The 17,271-nt window shown below is 51.4% G+C and carries 18 protein-coding genes and 1 pseudogene; 10 read left to right on the top strand and 9 right to left on the bottom strand.

What is annotated here, in order from left to right:
* Window positions 1-17: 17 nt before the first annotated feature.
* On the bottom strand, window positions 18-815 hold the full coding sequence (gene rfaP, locus FDW96_RS14300; RefSeq protein WP_137365861.1) for a lipopolysaccharide core heptose(I) kinase RfaP: 798 nt from the start codon (window positions 813-815) through the stop codon (window positions 18-20).
* Window positions 808-1,932, bottom strand: coding sequence for a glycosyltransferase family 4 protein (locus FDW96_RS14305; protein ID WP_137365862.1), 1,125 nt, complete (start codon window positions 1,930-1,932; stop codon window positions 808-810). The genes rfaP and FDW96_RS14305 overlap by 8 nt, the downstream gene beginning before the upstream one ends.
* Window positions 1,933-2,327: 395 nt before the next feature.
* Between FDW96_RS14305 and waaA the strand changes: the two genes are divergently transcribed.
* Together waaA and coaD are read left to right on the top strand one after the other, a co-directional pair.
* Entirely contained in the window at window positions 2,328-3,605 is a 1,278-nt protein-coding gene (gene waaA, locus FDW96_RS14310) for a lipid IV(A) 3-deoxy-D-manno-octulosonic acid transferase (protein ID WP_061380901.1), read from the top strand.
* An 8-nt stretch (window positions 3,606-3,613) separates the two neighbouring features.
* Window positions 3,614-4,093, top strand: a complete 480-nt coding sequence (gene coaD, locus FDW96_RS14315) for a pantetheine-phosphate adenylyltransferase (protein WP_003024099.1) — start codon at window positions 3,614-3,616, stop codon at window positions 4,091-4,093.
* Window positions 4,094-4,141: 48 nt separating this feature from the next.
* Here coaD and mutM read toward each other — a convergent pair whose 3' ends face one another.
* From mutM to radC, 4 genes are all read right to left on the bottom strand, one after another.
* The gene (gene mutM / locus FDW96_RS14320; protein ID WP_042311567.1) at window positions 4,142-4,951 is read right to left on the bottom strand and encodes a bifunctional DNA-formamidopyrimidine glycosylase/DNA-(apurinic or apyrimidinic site) lyase; all 810 of its coding nucleotides are present in this window, start codon (window positions 4,949-4,951) and stop codon (window positions 4,142-4,144) included.
* A 98-nt stretch (window positions 4,952-5,049) separates the two neighbouring features.
* On the bottom strand, window positions 5,050-5,217 hold the full coding sequence (rpmG, locus tag FDW96_RS14325; protein WP_003024094.1) for a 50S ribosomal protein L33: 168 nt from the start codon (window positions 5,215-5,217) through the stop codon (window positions 5,050-5,052).
* Between the two features lie 20 nt (window positions 5,218-5,237).
* Window positions 5,238-5,474: a 50S ribosomal protein L28 gene (gene rpmB / locus FDW96_RS14330; protein WP_003024071.1), complete on the bottom strand. Its 237-nt coding sequence runs from the start codon at window positions 5,472-5,474 to the stop codon at window positions 5,238-5,240.
* A 218-nt stretch (window positions 5,475-5,692) separates the two neighbouring features.
* The gene (radC, locus tag FDW96_RS14335; RefSeq protein WP_137365863.1) at window positions 5,693-6,358 is read right to left on the bottom strand and encodes a DNA repair protein RadC; all 666 of its coding nucleotides are present in this window, start codon (window positions 6,356-6,358) and stop codon (window positions 5,693-5,695) included.
* Between the two features lie 171 nt (window positions 6,359-6,529).
* On the opposite strand from radC, the gene coaBC reads away from it, so the two are divergent.
* The 3 genes from coaBC (at window position 6,530) to slmA (ending at window position 8,899) form a co-directional block, all read left to right on the top strand.
* The gene (gene coaBC / locus FDW96_RS14340) at window positions 6,530-7,750 is read left to right on the top strand and encodes a bifunctional phosphopantothenoylcysteine decarboxylase/phosphopantothenate--cysteine ligase CoaBC (protein WP_094300993.1); all 1,221 of its coding nucleotides are present in this window, start codon (window positions 6,530-6,532) and stop codon (window positions 7,748-7,750) included.
* Window positions 7,728-8,186 carry a dUTP diphosphatase gene (dut, locus tag FDW96_RS14345; protein WP_006687626.1) on the top strand — a complete coding sequence of 153 codons (459 nt, stop codon included), beginning with the start codon at window positions 7,728-7,730 and terminating at the stop codon, window positions 8,184-8,186. The genes coaBC and dut overlap by 23 nt, the downstream gene beginning before the upstream one ends.
* Before the next feature lie 116 nt (window positions 8,187-8,302).
* A complete protein-coding gene (slmA, locus tag FDW96_RS14350; protein WP_003024060.1) occupies window positions 8,303-8,899 on the top strand; it encodes a nucleoid occlusion factor SlmA in 597 nt (198 codons plus the stop codon).
* Between the two features lie 64 nt (window positions 8,900-8,963).
* On the opposite strand, the gene pyrE is transcribed toward slmA, so the two are convergent.
* Together pyrE and rph are read right to left on the bottom strand one after the other, a co-directional pair.
* Window positions 8,964-9,605 (bottom strand): orotate phosphoribosyltransferase, encoded by a 642-nt coding sequence (gene pyrE / locus FDW96_RS14355; RefSeq protein WP_137365864.1) that lies wholly within the window; start codon window positions 9,603-9,605, stop codon window positions 8,964-8,966.
* Window positions 9,606-9,670: 65 nt separating this feature from the next.
* Entirely contained in the window at window positions 9,671-10,387 is a 717-nt protein-coding gene (gene rph, locus FDW96_RS14360) for a ribonuclease PH (RefSeq protein WP_003024054.1), read from the bottom strand.
* Window positions 10,388-10,512: 125 nt separating this feature from the next.
* Here rph and FDW96_RS14365 point away from each other — a divergent pair, with 125 nt between their 5' ends.
* Together FDW96_RS14365 and FDW96_RS14370 are read left to right on the top strand one after the other, a co-directional pair.
* Window positions 10,513-11,376 carry a YicC/YloC family endoribonuclease gene (locus FDW96_RS14365; RefSeq protein WP_042311560.1) on the top strand — a complete coding sequence of 288 codons (864 nt, stop codon included), beginning with the start codon at window positions 10,513-10,515 and terminating at the stop codon, window positions 11,374-11,376.
* 257 nt (window positions 11,377-11,633) lie between these two features.
* Window positions 11,634-12,251, top strand: a complete 618-nt coding sequence (locus tag FDW96_RS14370; RefSeq protein ID WP_038635410.1) for a trimeric intracellular cation channel family protein — start codon at window positions 11,634-11,636, stop codon at window positions 12,249-12,251.
* Here the strand turns inward: FDW96_RS14370 and ligB are convergent.
* Window positions 12,250-13,926, bottom strand: a pseudogene (ligB, locus tag FDW96_RS14375) (NAD-dependent DNA ligase LigB); the annotation flags it as partial. The gene FDW96_RS14370 and the pseudogene ligB overlap by 2 nt on opposite strands.
* Before the next feature lie 261 nt (window positions 13,927-14,187).
* Here ligB and gmk point away from each other — a divergent pair.
* From gmk to spoT, 3 genes are read left to right on the top strand one after another with little or no spacing between them, the layout of a single operon-like run.
* Complete coding sequence (gene gmk / locus FDW96_RS14380) at window positions 14,188-14,811, top strand: guanylate kinase (protein WP_042311556.1); 624 nt, start codon at window positions 14,188-14,190, stop codon at window positions 14,809-14,811.
* A gap of 54 nt (window positions 14,812-14,865) precedes the next feature.
* Window positions 14,866-15,141, top strand: a complete 276-nt coding sequence (gene rpoZ, locus FDW96_RS14385) for a DNA-directed RNA polymerase subunit omega (RefSeq protein WP_000135058.1) — start codon at window positions 14,866-14,868, stop codon at window positions 15,139-15,141.
* A gap of 18 nt (window positions 15,142-15,159) precedes the next feature.
* The gene (gene spoT / locus FDW96_RS14390) at window positions 15,160-17,271 is read left to right on the top strand and encodes a bifunctional GTP diphosphokinase/guanosine-3',5'-bis pyrophosphate 3'-pyrophosphohydrolase (protein WP_038635422.1); all 2,112 of its coding nucleotides are present in this window, start codon (window positions 15,160-15,162) and stop codon (window positions 17,269-17,271) included.

Raw genomic sequence — 17,271 nt, forward strand, 5'->3', positions numbered from 1 at the left:
CAAACTTCATGTGTAATTTATAGCGCTTTTCTTATTGTTCTTTGTCTTATTTTTTGCGCTTTTGTGACAGCCTGTTCAAACAACCTGACTTCCTGACGAAAGATTTCACGTAATGGCATCGAAAAATAGACACGTAAAAAACGGTAGATATCTCTGGACGTTAGCCCAATCTCCAGTGAGGAGAAATAGAGCCCGATCAAATCCTTATCCCGCCAGCGGCGTGGTACCCGCTGACGTATTTGCGCACGATGCAGATCAATCACAGAGAGTTTGATCTCCGCAACATCTGCTGGCATCGGCTGTTGGAGCAGGAAATGGCAAATATAACAATCCCGATGATTTACTCCACCTCGATGCATTTTACCCACCATTTCCGCCACGCGGGTAATAATGGTCCGTTTTAATACAAAATCGGGCCGTTCAACTCCCCAATCGGCGCAAAAATCTTCAAGACTGATAGCAGGAGAAAGATCCTCAGTGATAATAAATGAGGTTCGCTCTAACGGATTCAGCCCTTTCTGTCCAAAAGCAACACCCGTCATTGTATCCACATTCAATGCTTGCAAACGGTGAATCGCCAGCCACTCCCGGTCCGCGCCAAGCACAGGCATGCGCAGAGAAATAAGGTTCTTCAACACTTCTTTAAGCGTGGTCCCATGATGATATTTAAGAAAGTAACCTTTTCCCATCATCTCAAAACGCAGGGTACGCCGTGTTTCCAGAGCGCGAAAAACCTCGCCATCCAGCTTAGTGACCTCTGTGAACGGGTCTTTTCCTTGCCATTGCGTGGCAAATGGTTCTTTCAATTCAATCATTTTCAAGACCTAAAATGATATCTGCAGCTTTATCTGCCAGGCTGTAGAGATCTTCTGTATCAGCAAAATGTCGCGCATTTTCAGCCCAACGACTTCTCTGCTCATTATTTTGCAGCGCATCGAGAAGTGCTGTATTCAAATTTTCCTGCGCAAAAGGTTCAGGAATCACCACACCGCATTGGGCGGCAGTGATATACCCTGCGTAGCCGCATACCTCAGTGGTTAATACTGGCAGCCCGGCAACTACGGCTTCTAGCAAGACGATACCAGCGGCTTCCTGAACTGCCGGGTGAAGCAATAAATCGGCAGCAGACATCAATTCAGCGACATCATCTCGCCCTGAGAAGAATTGAACTTGCTTTTCAATACCCAATTGGCGGGCCTGAGCACGATAACGATCGGCCTTATCCTGACCAACAACCATCAACTGAGTACGGTGACGTATAGTCTCAGGTAAAGAAGCCAACGCCTGTAAGCTTCTTGGCACACCTTTGCGTTTGAAATCGGAGCCGACCTGCAGAAGCAGGAACTGATCGAGAGCAATACCATTCTTTTCTCTGACAATCTGCCTGCTGTTTTCAGGTTGCAGGCTGTATTTTCTGTCTGGGTAGATACCTGGCGGCAGAATACGAAAACGCTGGCTCTCGGTATGATAATGCTGTTTGAAATCACCGATTTGCTTATCGGTTAACATCAAAAGCGTGGTACCAGAACCTCGTTGAAACGTCGCTTTTTCAAATGCAGAGTAGTGCCGATACCGACGCGTCAACTTATAGAAGAAGCCCTTCTCGCGAGCGACCTTTTCCGCATAACAAACGTCGGCAGCGTAATACACATCCAGCCCAGGCATTTTATTAAAACCAACGATACGATCGACGGGATGCTGGCTTAAATGATTTTGAACCCACTGATAATATTGCTCGTTTTTCCCATGATTAGTTCTGGCTGTGACGGGTACGAGTATAATTTCGAGTCCTTCCGGACGTTCGCCCTGCCATGACTGGGTAAACACCTGGACATGATGACCTCGTGCAGCAACCGTGAGCGCTACTCGCAGAAAATCACGCTGTAACCCACCATAGGGAAAATACTTGTACAAACAAAAAGCAATATTCATGCATTAATATCCGCATCGCGTCGCCAGGCATAGCAGGTCTGATACATCCAAAGTTTACCGCCCATGTTTTCGAAATGTTTCTGCCGGCTAGCTACCTGAAATTGCGCAGTAGTATATCATTTATTATCACGCATTCCGAAACGAATATTTTTTGAACAGAACAAACAAATAAACCTTTAAAAACAAAAAGATATAAAATTAGTGCTTTCACCTTAAAACACACGCCGCACAAGACGTTAAGCCACGTCAGTACGATCATAAGCATTTTTAAAATAGCCGTAGGCTAAAACGGTGCCCGACGATTCCATCGTTTTGCTGCAACCTGGATAAAAATGATGGTAAAGCCATAGTTAAATACATAGAATCCCCAGCACATTCATAAGTTAGCTACCATTATGCTCGAATTGCTTTACACCGCCCTTTTCTACCTTATTCAGCCTTTGATCTGGATACGGCTTTGGGTGCGCGGACGTAAGGCTCCGGCCTACCGTAAACGCTGGGGTGAACGCTACGGTTTTTACCGCCGTCCGCTAAAACCAGGCGGCATCATGCTTCACTCAGTTTCTGTGGGCGAAACGCTGGCAGCTATTCCATTAGTCCGCGCTCTGCGACATCGCTATCCCGACTTGCCGATCACGGTAACCACCATGACGCCAACCGGCTCTGAGCGCGTACAATCCGCTTTTGGTACTGACGTTCAGCACATTTATTTGCCATACGATTTACCGGATGCACTGAACCGTTTCCTGAATAAAGTTGACCCCAAGCTGGTGTTAATCATGGAAACCGAGCTGTGGCCAAATCTGATCGCGGCACTCCATAAGCGCGGTATTCCTCTGGTCATCGCCAACGCACGGCTTTCTGCGCGTTCAGCTGCTGGCTACGCAAAATTAGGCAAATTTGTTGGTAAGCTACTGCGTCGAATTACGTTGATTGCCGCACAGAACGAAGAAGATGGCGCTCGTTTTATTACGCTTGGCGCCAGAAGCAACCAGGTCACCGTCACCGGCAGCCTGAAGTTTGATATTTCCGTCACGCCACAGCTGGCCGCAAAAGCGATTACCTTGCGTCGTCAATGGGCACCTCATCGCCCGGTGTGGATTGCAACCAGCACGCACGATGGTGAAGAAAGCATTATCATTGCTGCCCATCGAGCGTTATTAAATCAGTTTCCTAATCTTTTATTGATCCTGGTTCCCAGACATCCGGAACGCTTCCCGGATGCCATTAACCTCGTACGTCAGGCTGGGCTAAGCTATACCACACGTTCTTCTGGCGAAGTTCCATCCTCAGATACTCAGGTCGTTATCGGCGACACCATGGGCGAGCTGATGTTGCTGTACGGCATTGCCGACCTTGCTTTTGTCGGTGGTTCACTGGTTGAACGTGGGGGACACAACCCACTGGAAGCCGCGGCACACGCTATTCCGGTGCTGATGGGGCCACATACCTTTAATTTTAAAGATATTTGCGCCCGTCTCGAACAGGCAAGCGGATTGATCACCGTCACCGACGCAACCACGCTGGTGAAAGAGGTCTCTTCTTTACTGACCGATGCCGATTATCGTAATTTTTATGGCCGTCATGCAGTTGAAGTCCTGTATCAAAATCAGGGCGCGCTACAGCGCCTGCTGCAACTGCTGGAACCTTATCTGCCACCCAAAACGCATTGAGGCAAATCATGCAAAAACGGGCGATTTATCCAGGAACCTTTGATCCCATAACTAACGGCCATCTTGATATCGTGACCCGTGCGACCAGCATGTTCGATCACGTGATCCTGGCGATTGCCGCAAGTCCCAGTAAAAAACCGATGTTTACCCTTGAAGAGCGCGTCGAGCTGGCGCAACAGGCAACGGCGCATCTCGGCAATGTGGAAGTTCTGGGATTCAGCGACTTAATGGCAAACTTTGCCCGCGATAATCAGGCTAACATTCTGATCCGAGGCCTGCGCGCGGTAGCAGATTTTGAGTATGAAATGCAGCTGGCGCACATGAACCGCCACCTGATGCCGCAACTGGAAAGCGTCTTTCTGATGCCGTCTAAAGAGTGGTCATTTATCTCATCGTCACTGGTGAAAGAAGTCGCCCGCCATCAGGGTGATGTGACACACTTTCTGCCGGAAAACGTCCATCAGGCGTTAATGAGTAAACTAAAGTAATGCGTCTTGCCGGATAAGACATAAAGTTTACCCGGCCAGCAACGAATGTTATTTCTGACAGCGACGGCAGTAGAACGTTGTGCGCTGGGCGTGTTTTGTCGCAATGATTGGCGCGCCGCATACGCGACAGGGTTCACCTTCTCTCCCATAGACCTGCAACTCCTGGGCAAAATAGCCCGGCTTACCGTCGCTTTGCAGGAAGTCCTTCAGCGTCGTTCCACCCTGTTCAATCGAACGCAGTAAAACCGCCTTGATGACGCGTACCAGCAGTTCGTACTCATCCTGCGACAAAGATGACGCCAGGCGGTCAGGATGGATGCCAGCGGCAAACAGCGACTCGCTGGCATAGATATTACCGACCCCCACCACCAGCTTATTATCCATTAGCCAGGGTTTAATCGCGGTTTTCTTCTTCGCGCATTTCTGCTGCAGATAACTGGCGTTGAAATCGTCGCTCAGTGGCTCAGGGCCAAGATGAGCGAGAACATTGTGTCCATCCAATTCGGGAGTCCACAACCAGGCGCCAAAACGGCGAGGATCGGTATAGCGCAGGACTTTGCCGTTACTCATCACTAAGTCAACGTGGTCATGCTTTTCTGCAGGAAGCTCTTCAGGAAGGATACGCAAACTCCCCGACATCCCCAGATGAATGATTACCCAACCATCCGGCAGCTCCAGCAGCAGGTATTTAGCGCGCCGCTGTACGCTGAGGACAGGTTTATCACTCAGACGATAGATTTCCTCTGATACCGGCCAACGCAAACGACCGTTACGCACAGTCGCGTGCATAATCGTTGCCCCAACCAGATGCGGCTCAATACCGCGGCGGCTGGTTTCGACTTCAGGTAATTCAGGCATAGTATCTCCGGCGATGTATCAGGTCACATTAATATGGGGACGGCCAGAAAACAAAAAACCCCGCCGAAGCGAGGTTTTTTATTACATCAAAGCGAGAATTATTTGATTTTCGCTTCTTTGTAGAGAACGTGCTGACGGACAACTGGATCGAATTTTTTCAGTTCCAGTTTTTCCGGCTTAGTACGTTTGTTCTTCGTAGTGGTATAGAAGTGACCAGTACCAGCAGAAGAAACCAGCTTGATTTTCTCACGAATACCTTTAGCCATGATTTATTTCCTCTTAGTACTTAGTACTTTTCGCCACGGGCACGCAGTTCAGACAGAACTGTTTCGATGCCTTTCTTATCAATAACACGCATACCTTTAGCAGATACACGCAGGGTGACAAAACGCTTTTCGCTCTCAACCCAGAAACGGTGAGAGTGCAGGTTAGGCAGGAAACGGCGTTTAGTCGCGTTCAGTGCGTGGGAACGGTTGTTACCGGTCACCGGACGCTTGCCAGTAACTTGGCAGACTCGGGACATGTCTATTCTCCAAAAATCAAATTAGCTCGAGCTTCGTATGGGGTATCGGCGCCTCGTCAGGCTTTACAGCCCGGTCATCGCATAGTTCTAAGTGAACTCTCGATTGCCAGGCCCAAATGCCAAACCCGAGATTCTCAAAGGTGGCGTAGTATACGCTGACCCGGCGTTATGCTCAAGTCCCGAACAGACAAAGATCCCGATGGATCGCGTAAAGTGCGTTAAATCCAACCGCGTTCCACAAAAGAAACGTACTCTCCGCGCCCAATGACCAGATGATCAAGCACCCGGATATCCATGAACTGACAGCATTTCACAACACGCTCGGTGATAAGTTTATCTGCTTTACTCGGCTCTGCACAACCCGAAGGGTGATTATGCGCAAGGATCACCGCTGACGCATTCAATTTTATCGCTTCACGCACAATTTCTCGTGGATGCACCTCAACATGGCTAAGCGTACCGGAAAAAAGTTTGCTGTGTTTAATCACGTGATGTTGAGAATCCATAAAGATCACCAGAAAGATCTCACGTTCCTCTTGCGCGAGCTGACTTTGCAGAAATTCTCGCGCCATTTCCGGGCTAAGTAACGCGCGCTCTTCCATCACTCGCACGTTATGGTAGCGCCTTGCCAGTTCGGCAATCCCTTTAAGCTGCGCATACTTCGCCAGGCCAATACCGTGAACGTGGCTAAACGCCATATAGTCTGCTGATAACAGACCATACAGCGAACCAAAATGCTGGATCAACTCTTTTGCCAGCGTCAGCACATCTTTACCCAGAATCCCGGTGCGTAAAAAAAGCGCCAGTAGCTCAACATCGCTAAGTGAACCTGGCCCCTGCGCCAATAGTTTTTCCCGGGGCATCATACGTCCTGTATTTTCCATGCTTCCCCCTCCTTTCGCGTCCGCATAGTGGCATAACGCCTGTCGCGAATCGACGCTCTGTTATCACTTCTTCGTAGCGGCTCGCAAACTGAAGCGCGGGCAAAAGCACGACTCATTGCGGATTGTGATAAAATATCCGCCTTCTGGTGAAACCCAACAGGAAAGATCATGATGAGCCTGGCCGGTAAAAAAATCGTACTTGGCGTCAGTGGCGGCATTGCTGCGTACAAAACCCCTGAACTGGTGCGTCGTTTGCGGGAACGCGGCGCTGACGTCCGCGTGGCGATGACCGAAGCGGCAAAAGCGTTTATTACTCCCCTGAGCTTACAAGCGGTTTCGGGTTATCCCGTTTCCGACAGCCTGCTTGACCCCGCGGCCGAAGCCGCGATGGGCCACATTGAGCTGGGGAAATGGGCCGACCTGGTTATCCTGGCCCCTGCTACGGCAGACCTGATTGCCCGCGTCGCCGCAGGTATGGCTAACGATTTGGTTTCAACGATCTGTCTGGCAACGCCTGCTCCTGTTGCTGTGCTGCCAGCCATGAACCAGCAGATGTACCGTGCTGCCGCGACCCAGCACAATCTGGGCATTCTTGCCTCGCGAGGTTTGCTCATTTGGGGCCCTGACAGCGGTAGCCAGGCATGTGGCGATGTCGGTCCTGGCCGCATGCTGGATCCGTTGACGATTGTCGATATGGCCGCAGAACATTTCTCGCCTGTCAACGATCTGCAACATCTCAACATCATGATTACGGCGGGCCCGACGCGTGAACCGCTGGATCCCGTGCGTTACATTTCCAATCACAGCTCCGGAAAAATGGGATTTGCGATCGCAGCCGCTGCCGCAAAACGCGGCGCAAACGTCACGCTGGTGTCGGGACCTGTTTCGTTACCCACACCGCCATTTGTGCAGCGCATTGATGTGATGACCGCACTGGAGATGGAAGCCGCCGTGCAATCTGCGGTGCAACAACAGCATATTTTTATCGGCTGCGCCGCAGTCGCTGATTATCGCGCCGAGACCGTCGCCCCCGAAAAAATCAAAAAACAGGCGACGCAGGGTGATGAATTAACAGTAAAAATGGTCAAAAATCCGGATATTATCGCCGGTGTTGCCGCACTGGATGCTAATCGTCCTTTTGTCGTTGGGTTTGCCGCCGAAACAAATAATGTGGAAGAATATGCCCGGCAAAAACGCATCCGCAAAAACCTTGATGTGATCTGTGCGAACGACGTTTCGTTATCAAATCAAGGATTTAACAGCGACAGCAACGCATTACACCTTTTTTGGCAGGATGGAGATAAAGTCTTACCGCTTGAGCGTAAAGAACTCCTGGGCCAATTATTACTCGACGAGATCGTGACCCGTTATGATGAAAAAAATCGACGTTAAGATTCTGGACCCGCGCGTAGGGCAACAATTTCCGCTCCCAACGTACGCCACTTCTGGCTCTGCCGGACTTGACCTGCGTGCTTGTCTTGATGACGCCGTAGAGCTGGCGCCGGGTGCAACCACGCTGGTGCCAACCGGGTTAGCCATCCATATTGCCGATCCCTCTCTGGCGGCAGTGATGTTGCCACGTTCCGGGCTGGGTCATAAGCACGGCATCGTACTGGGCAACCTGGTCGGTCTGATTGATTCCGACTATCAAGGACAATTGATGGTGTCTATCTGGAACCGTGGTCAGGACAGCTTCACGATTGAACCGGGCGAACGTATCGCACAGATGGTATTTGTACCGGTCGTGCAGGCTGAATTTAATCTGGTGGAAGAGTTTGAAGCCACCGATCGTGGCGAAGGTGGCTTCGGCCATTCCGGGCGCAAGTAACCCGCAGAAAAGTATCCCACAGCGTAATAACGCAATAACACACCGCAAACAGCCGTTTGCGGTCGCTGTGTGGATGCCTGCCTGGCAAGAGCTTATTTTCAGGGGTATTTTGTAACATGGTAGAAAAGCAAACTGCGAAAAGGAATCGTCGCGAAGAAATACTTCAGTCTCTGGCACTGATGCTTGAGTCCAGCGATGGAAGCCAACGCATCACGACAGCGAAACTGGCAGCCTCTGTAGGCGTTTCCGAAGCGGCCTTGTATCGCCATTTTCCCAGCAAGACCCGCATGTTCGATAGTCTGATTGAGTTTATCGAAGATAGTCTGATTACCCGTATCAATTTGATCTTAAAAGACGAAAAGGACACCAGCGCACGTCTGCGTTTGATCGTTCTGCTGATTTTAGGCTTCGGTGAACGTAACCCCGGTCTGACGCGCATTCTGACCGGGCATGCGCTCATGTTTGAACAGGATCGTCTGCAAGGCCGCATTAACCAGCTTTTCGAACGTATTGAGGCCCAGCTGCGCCAGGTTCTGCGCGAAAAAAGAATGCGTGAAGGTGAAGGTTACACCGTGGATGAAACGCTGCTGGCCAGCCAGTTACTGGCTTTCTGCGAAGGTATGTTGTCCCGGTTTGTACGTAGCGAATTTAAATATCGTCCAACGGATGATTTTGACACCCGCTGGCCGCTGGTTGCTGCTCAATTGCAGTAGCGGCTTCGTTTTGTCCGGCCTACGTAACCCGTAGGCCGGATACGCGCAGTGGCATCTACACTTTTTATACGCCATATGCTTCGCGATATGCCCGCACTGCTACCAGGTGTTCTGCCATTTCAGGCTTCTCTTCCAGATACGCAATCAGGTCTTTCAGGGTAATGATAGAAATCACCTTGCAACCATAATCACGCTCTACTTCCTGAATCGCCGAAATCTCGCCCCGACCACGCTCCTGACGATCGAGAGAAATCAATACCCCAGCAAGCGTAGCGCCATTAGCCTGAATAATCTCCATCGACTCACGAATAGCCGTACCTGCGGTGATAACATCATCCACCAGCATGACACGCCCCTCAAGTGCGCTACCTACCAGATTACCGCCTTCGCCATGGGTCTTCGCCTCTTTGCGGTTAAAGCAGTACGGCATATCTTTATCGTGGTGTTCCGCAAGTGCTACAGCCGTAGTAGTGGCAATCGGAATACCTTTGTAGGCTGGGCCAAACAGCAAATCGAACTCGATGCCGGAATCCACCAGCGCTTCGGCATAAAAACGGCCTAGCAGTGCCAGATCGCGCCCGGTATTAAACAGCCCGGCGTTGAAGAAATAGGGGCTTTTGCGCCCGGATTTCAGCGTAAATTCGCCAAACTTTAGTACCTCCTTGCTAAGCGCAAACTCAATAAACTGGCGCTGATACGGTTTCATGGATTCGCTCCTCATCTCACTTTATTACAGACAAAAAAAAGGCGACTCTTCAGTCGCCTTTAAAATCAATTTTCTAACGCCGCCTTCTGCGTCGCTACAATGGATTCGATTCCCCCTCGGGCCAAGGCCAGTAGGGTGAGAAGTTCTTCATGGCTGAACGGCTCACCTTCCGCCGTGCCCTGCACTTCAATAATTCGACCGTCTTCAGTCATCACCACGTTCATGTCAGTTTCTGCCGCTGAATCCTCAACGTACTCCAGATCACAGAGCGCTTCACCATTGACAATCCCCACGGAAACCGCGGCAACCATCCCTTTCATCGGGTTAGTTTTCAGCTTACCGCTCGCCACCAGCTTGTTCAGCGCATCAGCCAACGCAACGCATGCGCCAGTAATCGATGCAGTACGCGTACCGCCATCTGCCTGAATAACATCACAGTCCAGCGTAATAGTGAATTCACCGAGCGTCTTCAGGTCAACGGCGGCGCGCAGCGCACGAGCGATCAGGCGCTGGATTTCCATGGTACGGCCGCCCTGCTTACCTTTCGCCGCTTCACGGGCGTTACGGGTGTGCGTGGCGCGTGGCAGCATGCCATATTCTGCGGTGATCCAGCCCTGGCCCTGACCTTTCAGAAAACGTGGGACGCCTTCATCAATAGAAGCGGTACACAGCACTTTGGTATCACCAAATTCGACCAGCACGGAGCCTTCAGCGTGTTTTGTATAATTACGGGTCAGGGTAACGGGACGCACCTGATTGGCACTACGACCTGCTGGACGCATGATAAAATCTCCGGCTTGAAACGAATGTGGCTGCGCATTATACGGACTTCCGACGGTTATTCCTATCCTGACAAGACGTGGATGGCTATAATCCTCCCATCTCATCTTTAAAAACAGGAACGTCTATGATCCGCAGCATGACCGCCTACGCCCGGCGTGAAATCAAGGGTGAATGGGGTAGCGCAACCTGGGAAATGCGCTCGGTAAACCAGCGTTATCTGGAAACTTATTTTCGCCTGCCGGAACAGTTCCGTAGTCTCGAACCCGTGGTTCGCGAACGCATTCGCTCGCGTCTGACGCGCGGTAAAATCGAATGTACACTGCGTTTTGAGCCGGATGCCAGCGCGCAAGGCGAGCTGATCCTGAATGAAAAGCTCGCTAAACAGCTCGTGAGCGCTGCTAACTGGGTCAAAATGCAGAGTGATGAAGGTGAAATTAATCCGGTTGATATCCTTCGTTGGCCAGGGGTAATGGCAGCGCAGGAGCAAGACCTGGATGCCATCGCCGCCGAAATCCTCGCTGCGCTTGACGGTACGCTGGATGACTTTATCGTTGCGCGTGAAACCGAAGGTCAGGCGCTGAAAGCGTTGATCGAGCAGCGTCTGGAAGGCGTCAGCGCTGAAGTGACGAAGGTACGTGCGCACATGCCGGAAATTCTGCAATGGCAGCGCGAGCGTCTGGTAGCCAAACTGGAAGACGCACAGGTGCAACTGGAAAATAACCGTCTTGAGCAAGAGCTGGTGCTGATGGCACAGCGTATCGATGTGGCTGAAGAACTGGATCGCCTGGAAGCTCACGTCAAAGAAACCTACAACATTCTGAAGAAAAAAGAGGCGGTTGGCCGTCGTCTGGACTTCATGATGCAGGAATTCAACCGTGAGTCGAACACCCTGGCATCCAAGTCTATCAATGCTGAGGTGACTAACTCCGCAATTGAACTGAAAGTTTTGATCGAGCAAATGCGCGAGCAGATTCAGAACATCGAGTAAGCCATTACTCAACGTAGCCCGCCAGTAAACGGCGGGACTACGTATTTTTCCCGGCGTTTCGCTTCCGCTCCTTTACTTCGAATTACATTTTCTCATCGTTTATTATCATCCACCACATTTTAAACAGCATGCCATAACGCATTTCTGACATATTCACATTAGCTGTAGTTATTAAAATCGTTTCACCTTAGAAAATCTCAATCGTGACAATGCGCACAAATCGATAACCTTAGCCCCCAGCACATCAGGGGGAATACATGCTGTTACACGTTTTATATTTAATTGGTATTACTGCCGAAGCCATGACAGGCGCGCTTGCGGCGGGGCGTCGCCGTATGGATACATTTGGCGTTATTATTATTGCCACTGCGACCGCCATCGGCGGTGGTTCGGTACGCGACATTCTTCTCGGCCACTATCCGCTTGGCTGGGTAAAGCATCCTGAATACGTCATTATCGTGGCGGCCGCTGCGGTACTCACCACCATTATCGCTCCTGTCATGCCCTACCTGCGTAAAATATTCCTTGTACTGGATGCGCTGGGCCTGGTGGTCTTTTCTATTATTGGCGCACAGGTGGCACTGGATATGGGCCACGGGCCGATTATCGCCGTGGTCGCTGCGGTCACTACCGGCGTCTTCGGTGGCGTGTTACGCGACATGTTCTGCAAACGCATTCCATTAGTGTTCCAGAAAGAACTGTATGCTGGAGTTTCTTTTGCCGCTGCCGTGCTTTACATCGTGCTGCAACATTACGTCTCCAGCCACGATGTGGTGGTTATCTCTACCCTACTCTTCGGCTTTACCGCCCGGTTACTGGCGCTGCGCCTGAAGTTGGGCCTGCCAGTATTTTATTATCGGCATGAAGGCCATTAGGCATAAAGCCCGTAATACGCTGAGCAGCCAGCCAGTTGCTCAGCGCTATGACCTCCCTGGTCTCCAGCCACTGAATGATCTGTCGTGCCCGGCGTTCCCCCATTAAAGGGAGCTGCCGCCAGCTTTGCTCATCACGGTCCTGCAATTGTTGCCACGAAGCATCCCGACTGGCATTCAGGGTTGCCTGTGTTAACGGTATTCCCATGGCAATAACCCAACGTGTGAACGGAAGATGGCGCGACAGGTTGAACTGATGCCACATCTTCTCCCCTTTGCTTACGCCTAATGTGGACTGGAGCTGCTCCTGAGTTAATCCGAGCCAGGAAAAGATATGTTCAAAGTGATACGCCTGATGAAGGTCACGCCATCCTGCTTCACCAATACCTTCTAATTCCAGCACTTCTTTCGCGCCCAGCCAAACCAGTCTGGCAATAAACTGCTCATAACACGCCGGCGTGGCATAAAAGCAGGTCATTGAATTGAAGCGCCCCTCAGGCGGCGTTGGCTTAGTGCGTTGAGTGCTGCGCCAGACCACTTCGTCGATACGAGGGATCCCCTGTCCGGCCAGGCTTATCAGGATCCGATCTCCAGGCGCGATATCCCATTCATTCCAGCGACGTACAGAGCCAATATTCACGCGTTGCACGCGCTTATCATCCAGCATGACGGGTGCCAGCAGCGCGACTACGGCAATTTTCCCACTTTTACCGACTGAAAACTGAATATCTGTGACCTCGGATACCTGAGCCACGGGCGGATATTTCCACGCCGCCAGCCAGTCTCCCTGCCCGGGTAACCAGTATCGCGCTTGCGGTTCTTTCCCCGATCGCACCACGACGCCATCCGTCACAAAAGGGAGTGCCGAAGTCCACCATCGGGCACGGGCATGCTCGACATCGTCCGCATTTTTCACGGGCTGGGTATAGCGTTGCGTGAAACTGAACCCGGCAGAAGTGAGTTGTTCCAGCCTTTCCGACATGACCGCCGGACCATCAGGCCAGGCCCAGATAAAAATAGCCAATGAGCGTAACAATTCCGGGTTGCTCTGGCGCATCATCATTCCAGCGACCTTTGAACGTGCGTTCATTCCCCCGCTCTGTTGCTGGATATGCCCTTCCTGCTGTAAAAAAATCTCGCCCTGCAACGTACTGTTCGCCAGCAGACCTTTGGTTGTGTGTGGTACGGATGGGATCTGAAGAATCTTTTGCGTCCAGTCTTCACCTTTCAGGCCATTACCTCGGCTAATCGCTCTTACCAGATTGCCATTGCGATAGACCAGCGTTACCGCCACGCCGTCGACCTTTGGTTGTACCCAGAGATCGCTGCGCACACGCATCCATTGCTGTAACGCTTGCTTATCTGCCAGCTTACGGACCCCCGTGTGAGGCACTGGATGCGGGACTGTGCCACTTATTGGAGGCGCAGACAGATCTGGTGGAGCATCATCGCCAAAACAGCGCTGCCATTGGATGAGTTGCGCACTGAGCTGGTCATAAACGCCGTCATCAACGGCGCTGACACCCTGTTTCCAGTAACTGTCATTCCACCGTGTTATCTGCTGCTGTAATCGTGAAATTTCCTCGCCTGCCCGGGCTGGAGACCAGACCGGGCATACCGCCCAGACCGGCAAATTCCAGACCAGTAAAACTATGCCAAGGCATTTCCATCGCCCCATATTGCCTCCGTTAACCAATGTGCTTCCCGGCAGGTATAGCGCGGAGTGCAACCGAAACAGAGCGACAAAAATTCATCCTGCGAGCAGCCTTCCTGACATTTTGACGTATTGCTGCAAATTGCCGGTAAAACGGGAAACGGGTACGCAAAACGCAATAAACATGCGCAAAAAGTGTGACAAAGGCTACGTCACATAGCGGCTACGTGTATAATAAGCCCGTATGTAGGCTCTCTTTCGACAATCACATACATTAAGATACTCATGGCTCAAGGCACGCTTTATATTGTTTCTGCCCCCAGTGGCGCGGGTAAATCCAGCCTGATTCAGGCTTTATTAAAGACCCAACCGTTGTATGACACCCAGGTTTCTGTTTCGCACACCACGCGCGCACCGCGCCCGGGGGAAGTGCACGGTGAACACTATTTCTTTGTGAACCATGACGAATTCAGAGCCATGATTGGCAGAGACGCGTTCCTGGAACACGCTGAGGTTTTCGGTAATTACTACGGCACCTCGCGTGAGACCATTGAGCAAGTATTAGCATCCGGCGTAGACGTCTTTTTAGATATCGATTGGCAAGGTGCGCAGCAAATTCGTCAAAAAATGCCGCATGCGCGCAGTATTTTTATTTTGCCGCCATCTAAGATTGAGCTGGACCGCCGTCTTCGTGGTCGAGGTCAGGATAGCGAAGACGTGATCGCAAAACGTATGGCGCAAGCTGTTGCAGAAATGAGCCATTACGCCGAATATGATTATCTTATTGTGAACGATGATTTCGATACCGCCCTGGGCGATTTGAAAACCATCATTCGCGCCGAACGTCTGCGCATGAGCCGCCAAAAGCAGCGTCATGACGCTTTAATCAGCAAACTGTTGGCAGACTGAACCCACATTCAGTATCATGCCCAGTCATTTCTTCACCTGTGGAGCATTTTAAGTATGGCACGCGTAACTGTTCAGGACGCTGTAGAGAAAATTGGTAACCGTTTTGACCTGGTACTGGTCGCCGCGCGTCGCGCTCGTCAGATGCAGGTAGGCGGAAAGGATCCGCTCGTACCGGAAGAAAACGATAAAACTACCGTTATCGCGCTGCGCGAAATCGAAGAGGGTCTGATCAACAACCAGATCCTCGACGTGCGTGAGCGCCAGGAACAGCAAGAGCAGGAAGCCGCTGAATTACAAGCCGTTACCGCTATTGCTGAAGGTCGTCGTTAATCACAAAGCGGGTCGCCCTTGTATCTGTTTGAAAGCCTGAATCAGCTGATTCAAAACTACCTGCCGGAAGACCAGATTAAGCGTCTTCGGCAGGCGTATCTCGTTGCACGTGACGCTCACGAGGGCCAGACACGTTCAAGCGGTGAACCTTATATCACGCACCCCGTAGCGGTAGCCTGCATTCTGGCCGAGATGAAACTCGACTACGAAACGCTGATGGCTGCGCTGCTGCATGACGTGATTGAAGATACTCCGGCCACCTACCAGGATATGGAACAGCTTTTTGGTAAAAGCGTTGCAGAGCTGGTAGAAGGGGTATCGAAGCTTGATAAGCTTAAGTTTCGCGATAAGAAAGAGGCGCAAGCTGAAAACTTTCGCAAGATGATTATGGCGATGGTGCAGGATATCCGCGTCATTCTCATCAAACTTGCCGACCGTACCCACAATATGCGCACGCTGGGCTCATTACGCCCCGATAAGCGCCGCCGCATCGCCCGTGAAACCCTCGAAATCTACAGTCCGCTGGCGCACCGTTTAGGTATTCATCACATTAAGACCGAGCTGGAAGAGCTGGGTTTTGAAGCACTGTACCCGAACCGCTATCGCGTGATTAAAGAAGTGGTAAAAGCCGCCCGCGGCAACCGCAAAGAGATGATCCAAAAAATCCTCTCAGAAATCGAAGGGCGTTTGCAGGAAGCAGGCATTCCGTGTCGCGTAAGCGGTCGCGAGAAACACCTGTACTCTATCTACTGCAAAATGGTACTCAAAGAGCAGCGTTTTCACTCGATCATGGACATTTACGCTTTCCGCGTCATCGTTCATGACTCCGATACCTGCTATCGCGTACTCGGTCAGATGCACAGCCTGTACAAACCGCGTCCAGGCCGCGTGAAAGACTATATCGCCATTCCCAAAGCGAACGGATACCAGTCTTTGCATACCTCAATGATCGGCCCGCACGGCGTGCCTGTTGAAGTACAAATTCGTACCGAAGACATGGACCAGATGGCGGAGATGGGGGTCGCGGCACACTGGGCGTACAAAGAGCATGGCGAAACCAGCACCACGGCACAAATCCGCGCCCAACGCTGGATGCAAAGCCTGCTGGAACTGCAGCAAAGCGCCGGTAGCTCGTTTGAATTTATTGAAAGCGTTAAATCTGATCTCTTCCCGGATGAGATTTATGTTTTCACACCGGAAGGGCGCATTGTCGAGTTGCCTGCCGGTGCGACGCCTGTCGACTTCGCCTACGCCGTACATACCGATATCGGCCATGCCTGCGTTGGCGCACGTGTCGACAGACAGCCTTATCCGCTTTCCCAACCGCTGTTTAGCGGTCAGACCGTTGAAATCATTACTGCACCAGGCGCCCGGCCGAATGCGGCATGGCTCAACTTTGTCGTCAGCTCGAAAGCGCGTGCAAAAATTCGCCAACTGCTGAAAAACCTTAAGCGCGATGATTCCGTCAGTCTGGGGCGTCGACTGCTTAACCATGCCCTGGGTGGTAGCCGTAAACTGGCTGAAATCCCGCAGGAAAGTATCCAGCGTGAGCTTGAGCGTATGAAGCTCGCCACACTTGACGATCTGTTAGCGGAAATCGGTCTGGGCAACGCCATGAGCGTGGTGGTTGCGAAAAACCTTCAGCAGGGCGAAGCATCGGCGAACGTTCCTGCGCAATCTGGTCATGGTCATCTGCCGATCAAAGGCGCAGACGGCGTACTGATCACCTTTGCCAAATGCTGTCGTCCAATCCCTGGCGATCCGATCATTGCCCACGTCAGTCCGGGTAAAGGTCTGGTGATTCACCATGAGTCCTGCCGTAACATTCGTGGCTACCAGAAAGAGCCAGAGAAATTTATGGCGGTGGAATGGGATAAAGAGACAGAGCAGGAGTTCATCACCGAAATTAAGGTGGATATGTTTAACCACCAGGGTGCTCTGGCGAACCTGACGGCGGCAATCAACACGACGACCTCCAATATTCAAAGTCTGAATACTGAAGAGAAAGACGGCCGTGTTTATAGCGCCTTTATTCGCCTGACCGCTCGCGATCGCGTGCATCTGGCGAATATTATGCGCAAAATCCGCGTCATGCCGGACGTGATTAAAGTCACCCGCAACCGAAACTAG

It is taken from the genome of Citrobacter sp. TBCS-15, assembly GCF_005280815.1.
In the GTDB taxonomy this organism is placed as follows: domain Bacteria; phylum Pseudomonadota; class Gammaproteobacteria; order Enterobacterales; family Enterobacteriaceae; genus Citrobacter; species Citrobacter werkmanii.

Excerpts from the sequence above, each read along its gene's own strand:
- rfaP (WP_137365861.1), bottom strand. The coding sequence starts at position 815 with ATGATTGAATTGAAAGAACCATTTGCCACGCAATGGCAAGGAAAAGAC.
- FDW96_RS14305 (WP_137365862.1), bottom strand. The coding sequence starts at position 1,932 with ATGAATATTGCTTTTTGTTTGTACAAGTATTTTCCCTATGGTGGGTTA.
- waaA (WP_061380901.1), top strand. The coding sequence starts at position 2,328 with ATGCTCGAATTGCTTTACACCGCCCTTTTCTACCTTATTCAGCCTTTG.
- coaD (WP_003024099.1), top strand. The coding sequence starts at position 3,614 with ATGCAAAAACGGGCGATTTATCCAGGAACCTTTGATCCCATAACTAAC.
- mutM (WP_042311567.1), bottom strand. The coding sequence starts at position 4,951 with ATGCCTGAATTACCTGAAGTCGAAACCAGCCGCCGCGGTATTGAGCCG.
- rpmG (WP_003024094.1), bottom strand. The coding sequence starts at position 5,217 with ATGGCTAAAGGTATTCGTGAGAAAATCAAGCTGGTTTCTTCTGCTGGT.
- rpmB (WP_003024071.1), bottom strand. The coding sequence starts at position 5,474 with ATGTCCCGAGTCTGCCAAGTTACTGGCAAGCGTCCGGTGACCGGTAAC.
- radC (WP_137365863.1), bottom strand. The coding sequence starts at position 6,358 with ATGGAAAATACAGGACGTATGATGCCCCGGGAAAAACTATTGGCGCAG.
- coaBC (WP_094300993.1), top strand. The coding sequence starts at position 6,530 with ATGAGCCTGGCCGGTAAAAAAATCGTACTTGGCGTCAGTGGCGGCATT.
- dut (WP_006687626.1), top strand. The coding sequence starts at position 7,728 with ATGATGAAAAAAATCGACGTTAAGATTCTGGACCCGCGCGTAGGGCAA.
- slmA (WP_003024060.1), top strand. The coding sequence starts at position 8,303 with ATGGTAGAAAAGCAAACTGCGAAAAGGAATCGTCGCGAAGAAATACTT.
- pyrE (WP_137365864.1), bottom strand. The coding sequence starts at position 9,605 with ATGAAACCGTATCAGCGCCAGTTTATTGAGTTTGCGCTTAGCAAGGAG.
- rph (WP_003024054.1), bottom strand. The coding sequence starts at position 10,387 with ATGCGTCCAGCAGGTCGTAGTGCCAATCAGGTGCGTCCCGTTACCCTG.
- FDW96_RS14365 (WP_042311560.1), top strand. The coding sequence starts at position 10,513 with ATGATCCGCAGCATGACCGCCTACGCCCGGCGTGAAATCAAGGGTGAA.
- FDW96_RS14370 (WP_038635410.1), top strand. The coding sequence starts at position 11,634 with ATGCTGTTACACGTTTTATATTTAATTGGTATTACTGCCGAAGCCATG.
- gmk (WP_042311556.1), top strand. The coding sequence starts at position 14,188 with ATGGCTCAAGGCACGCTTTATATTGTTTCTGCCCCCAGTGGCGCGGGT.
- rpoZ (WP_000135058.1), top strand. The coding sequence starts at position 14,866 with ATGGCACGCGTAACTGTTCAGGACGCTGTAGAGAAAATTGGTAACCGT.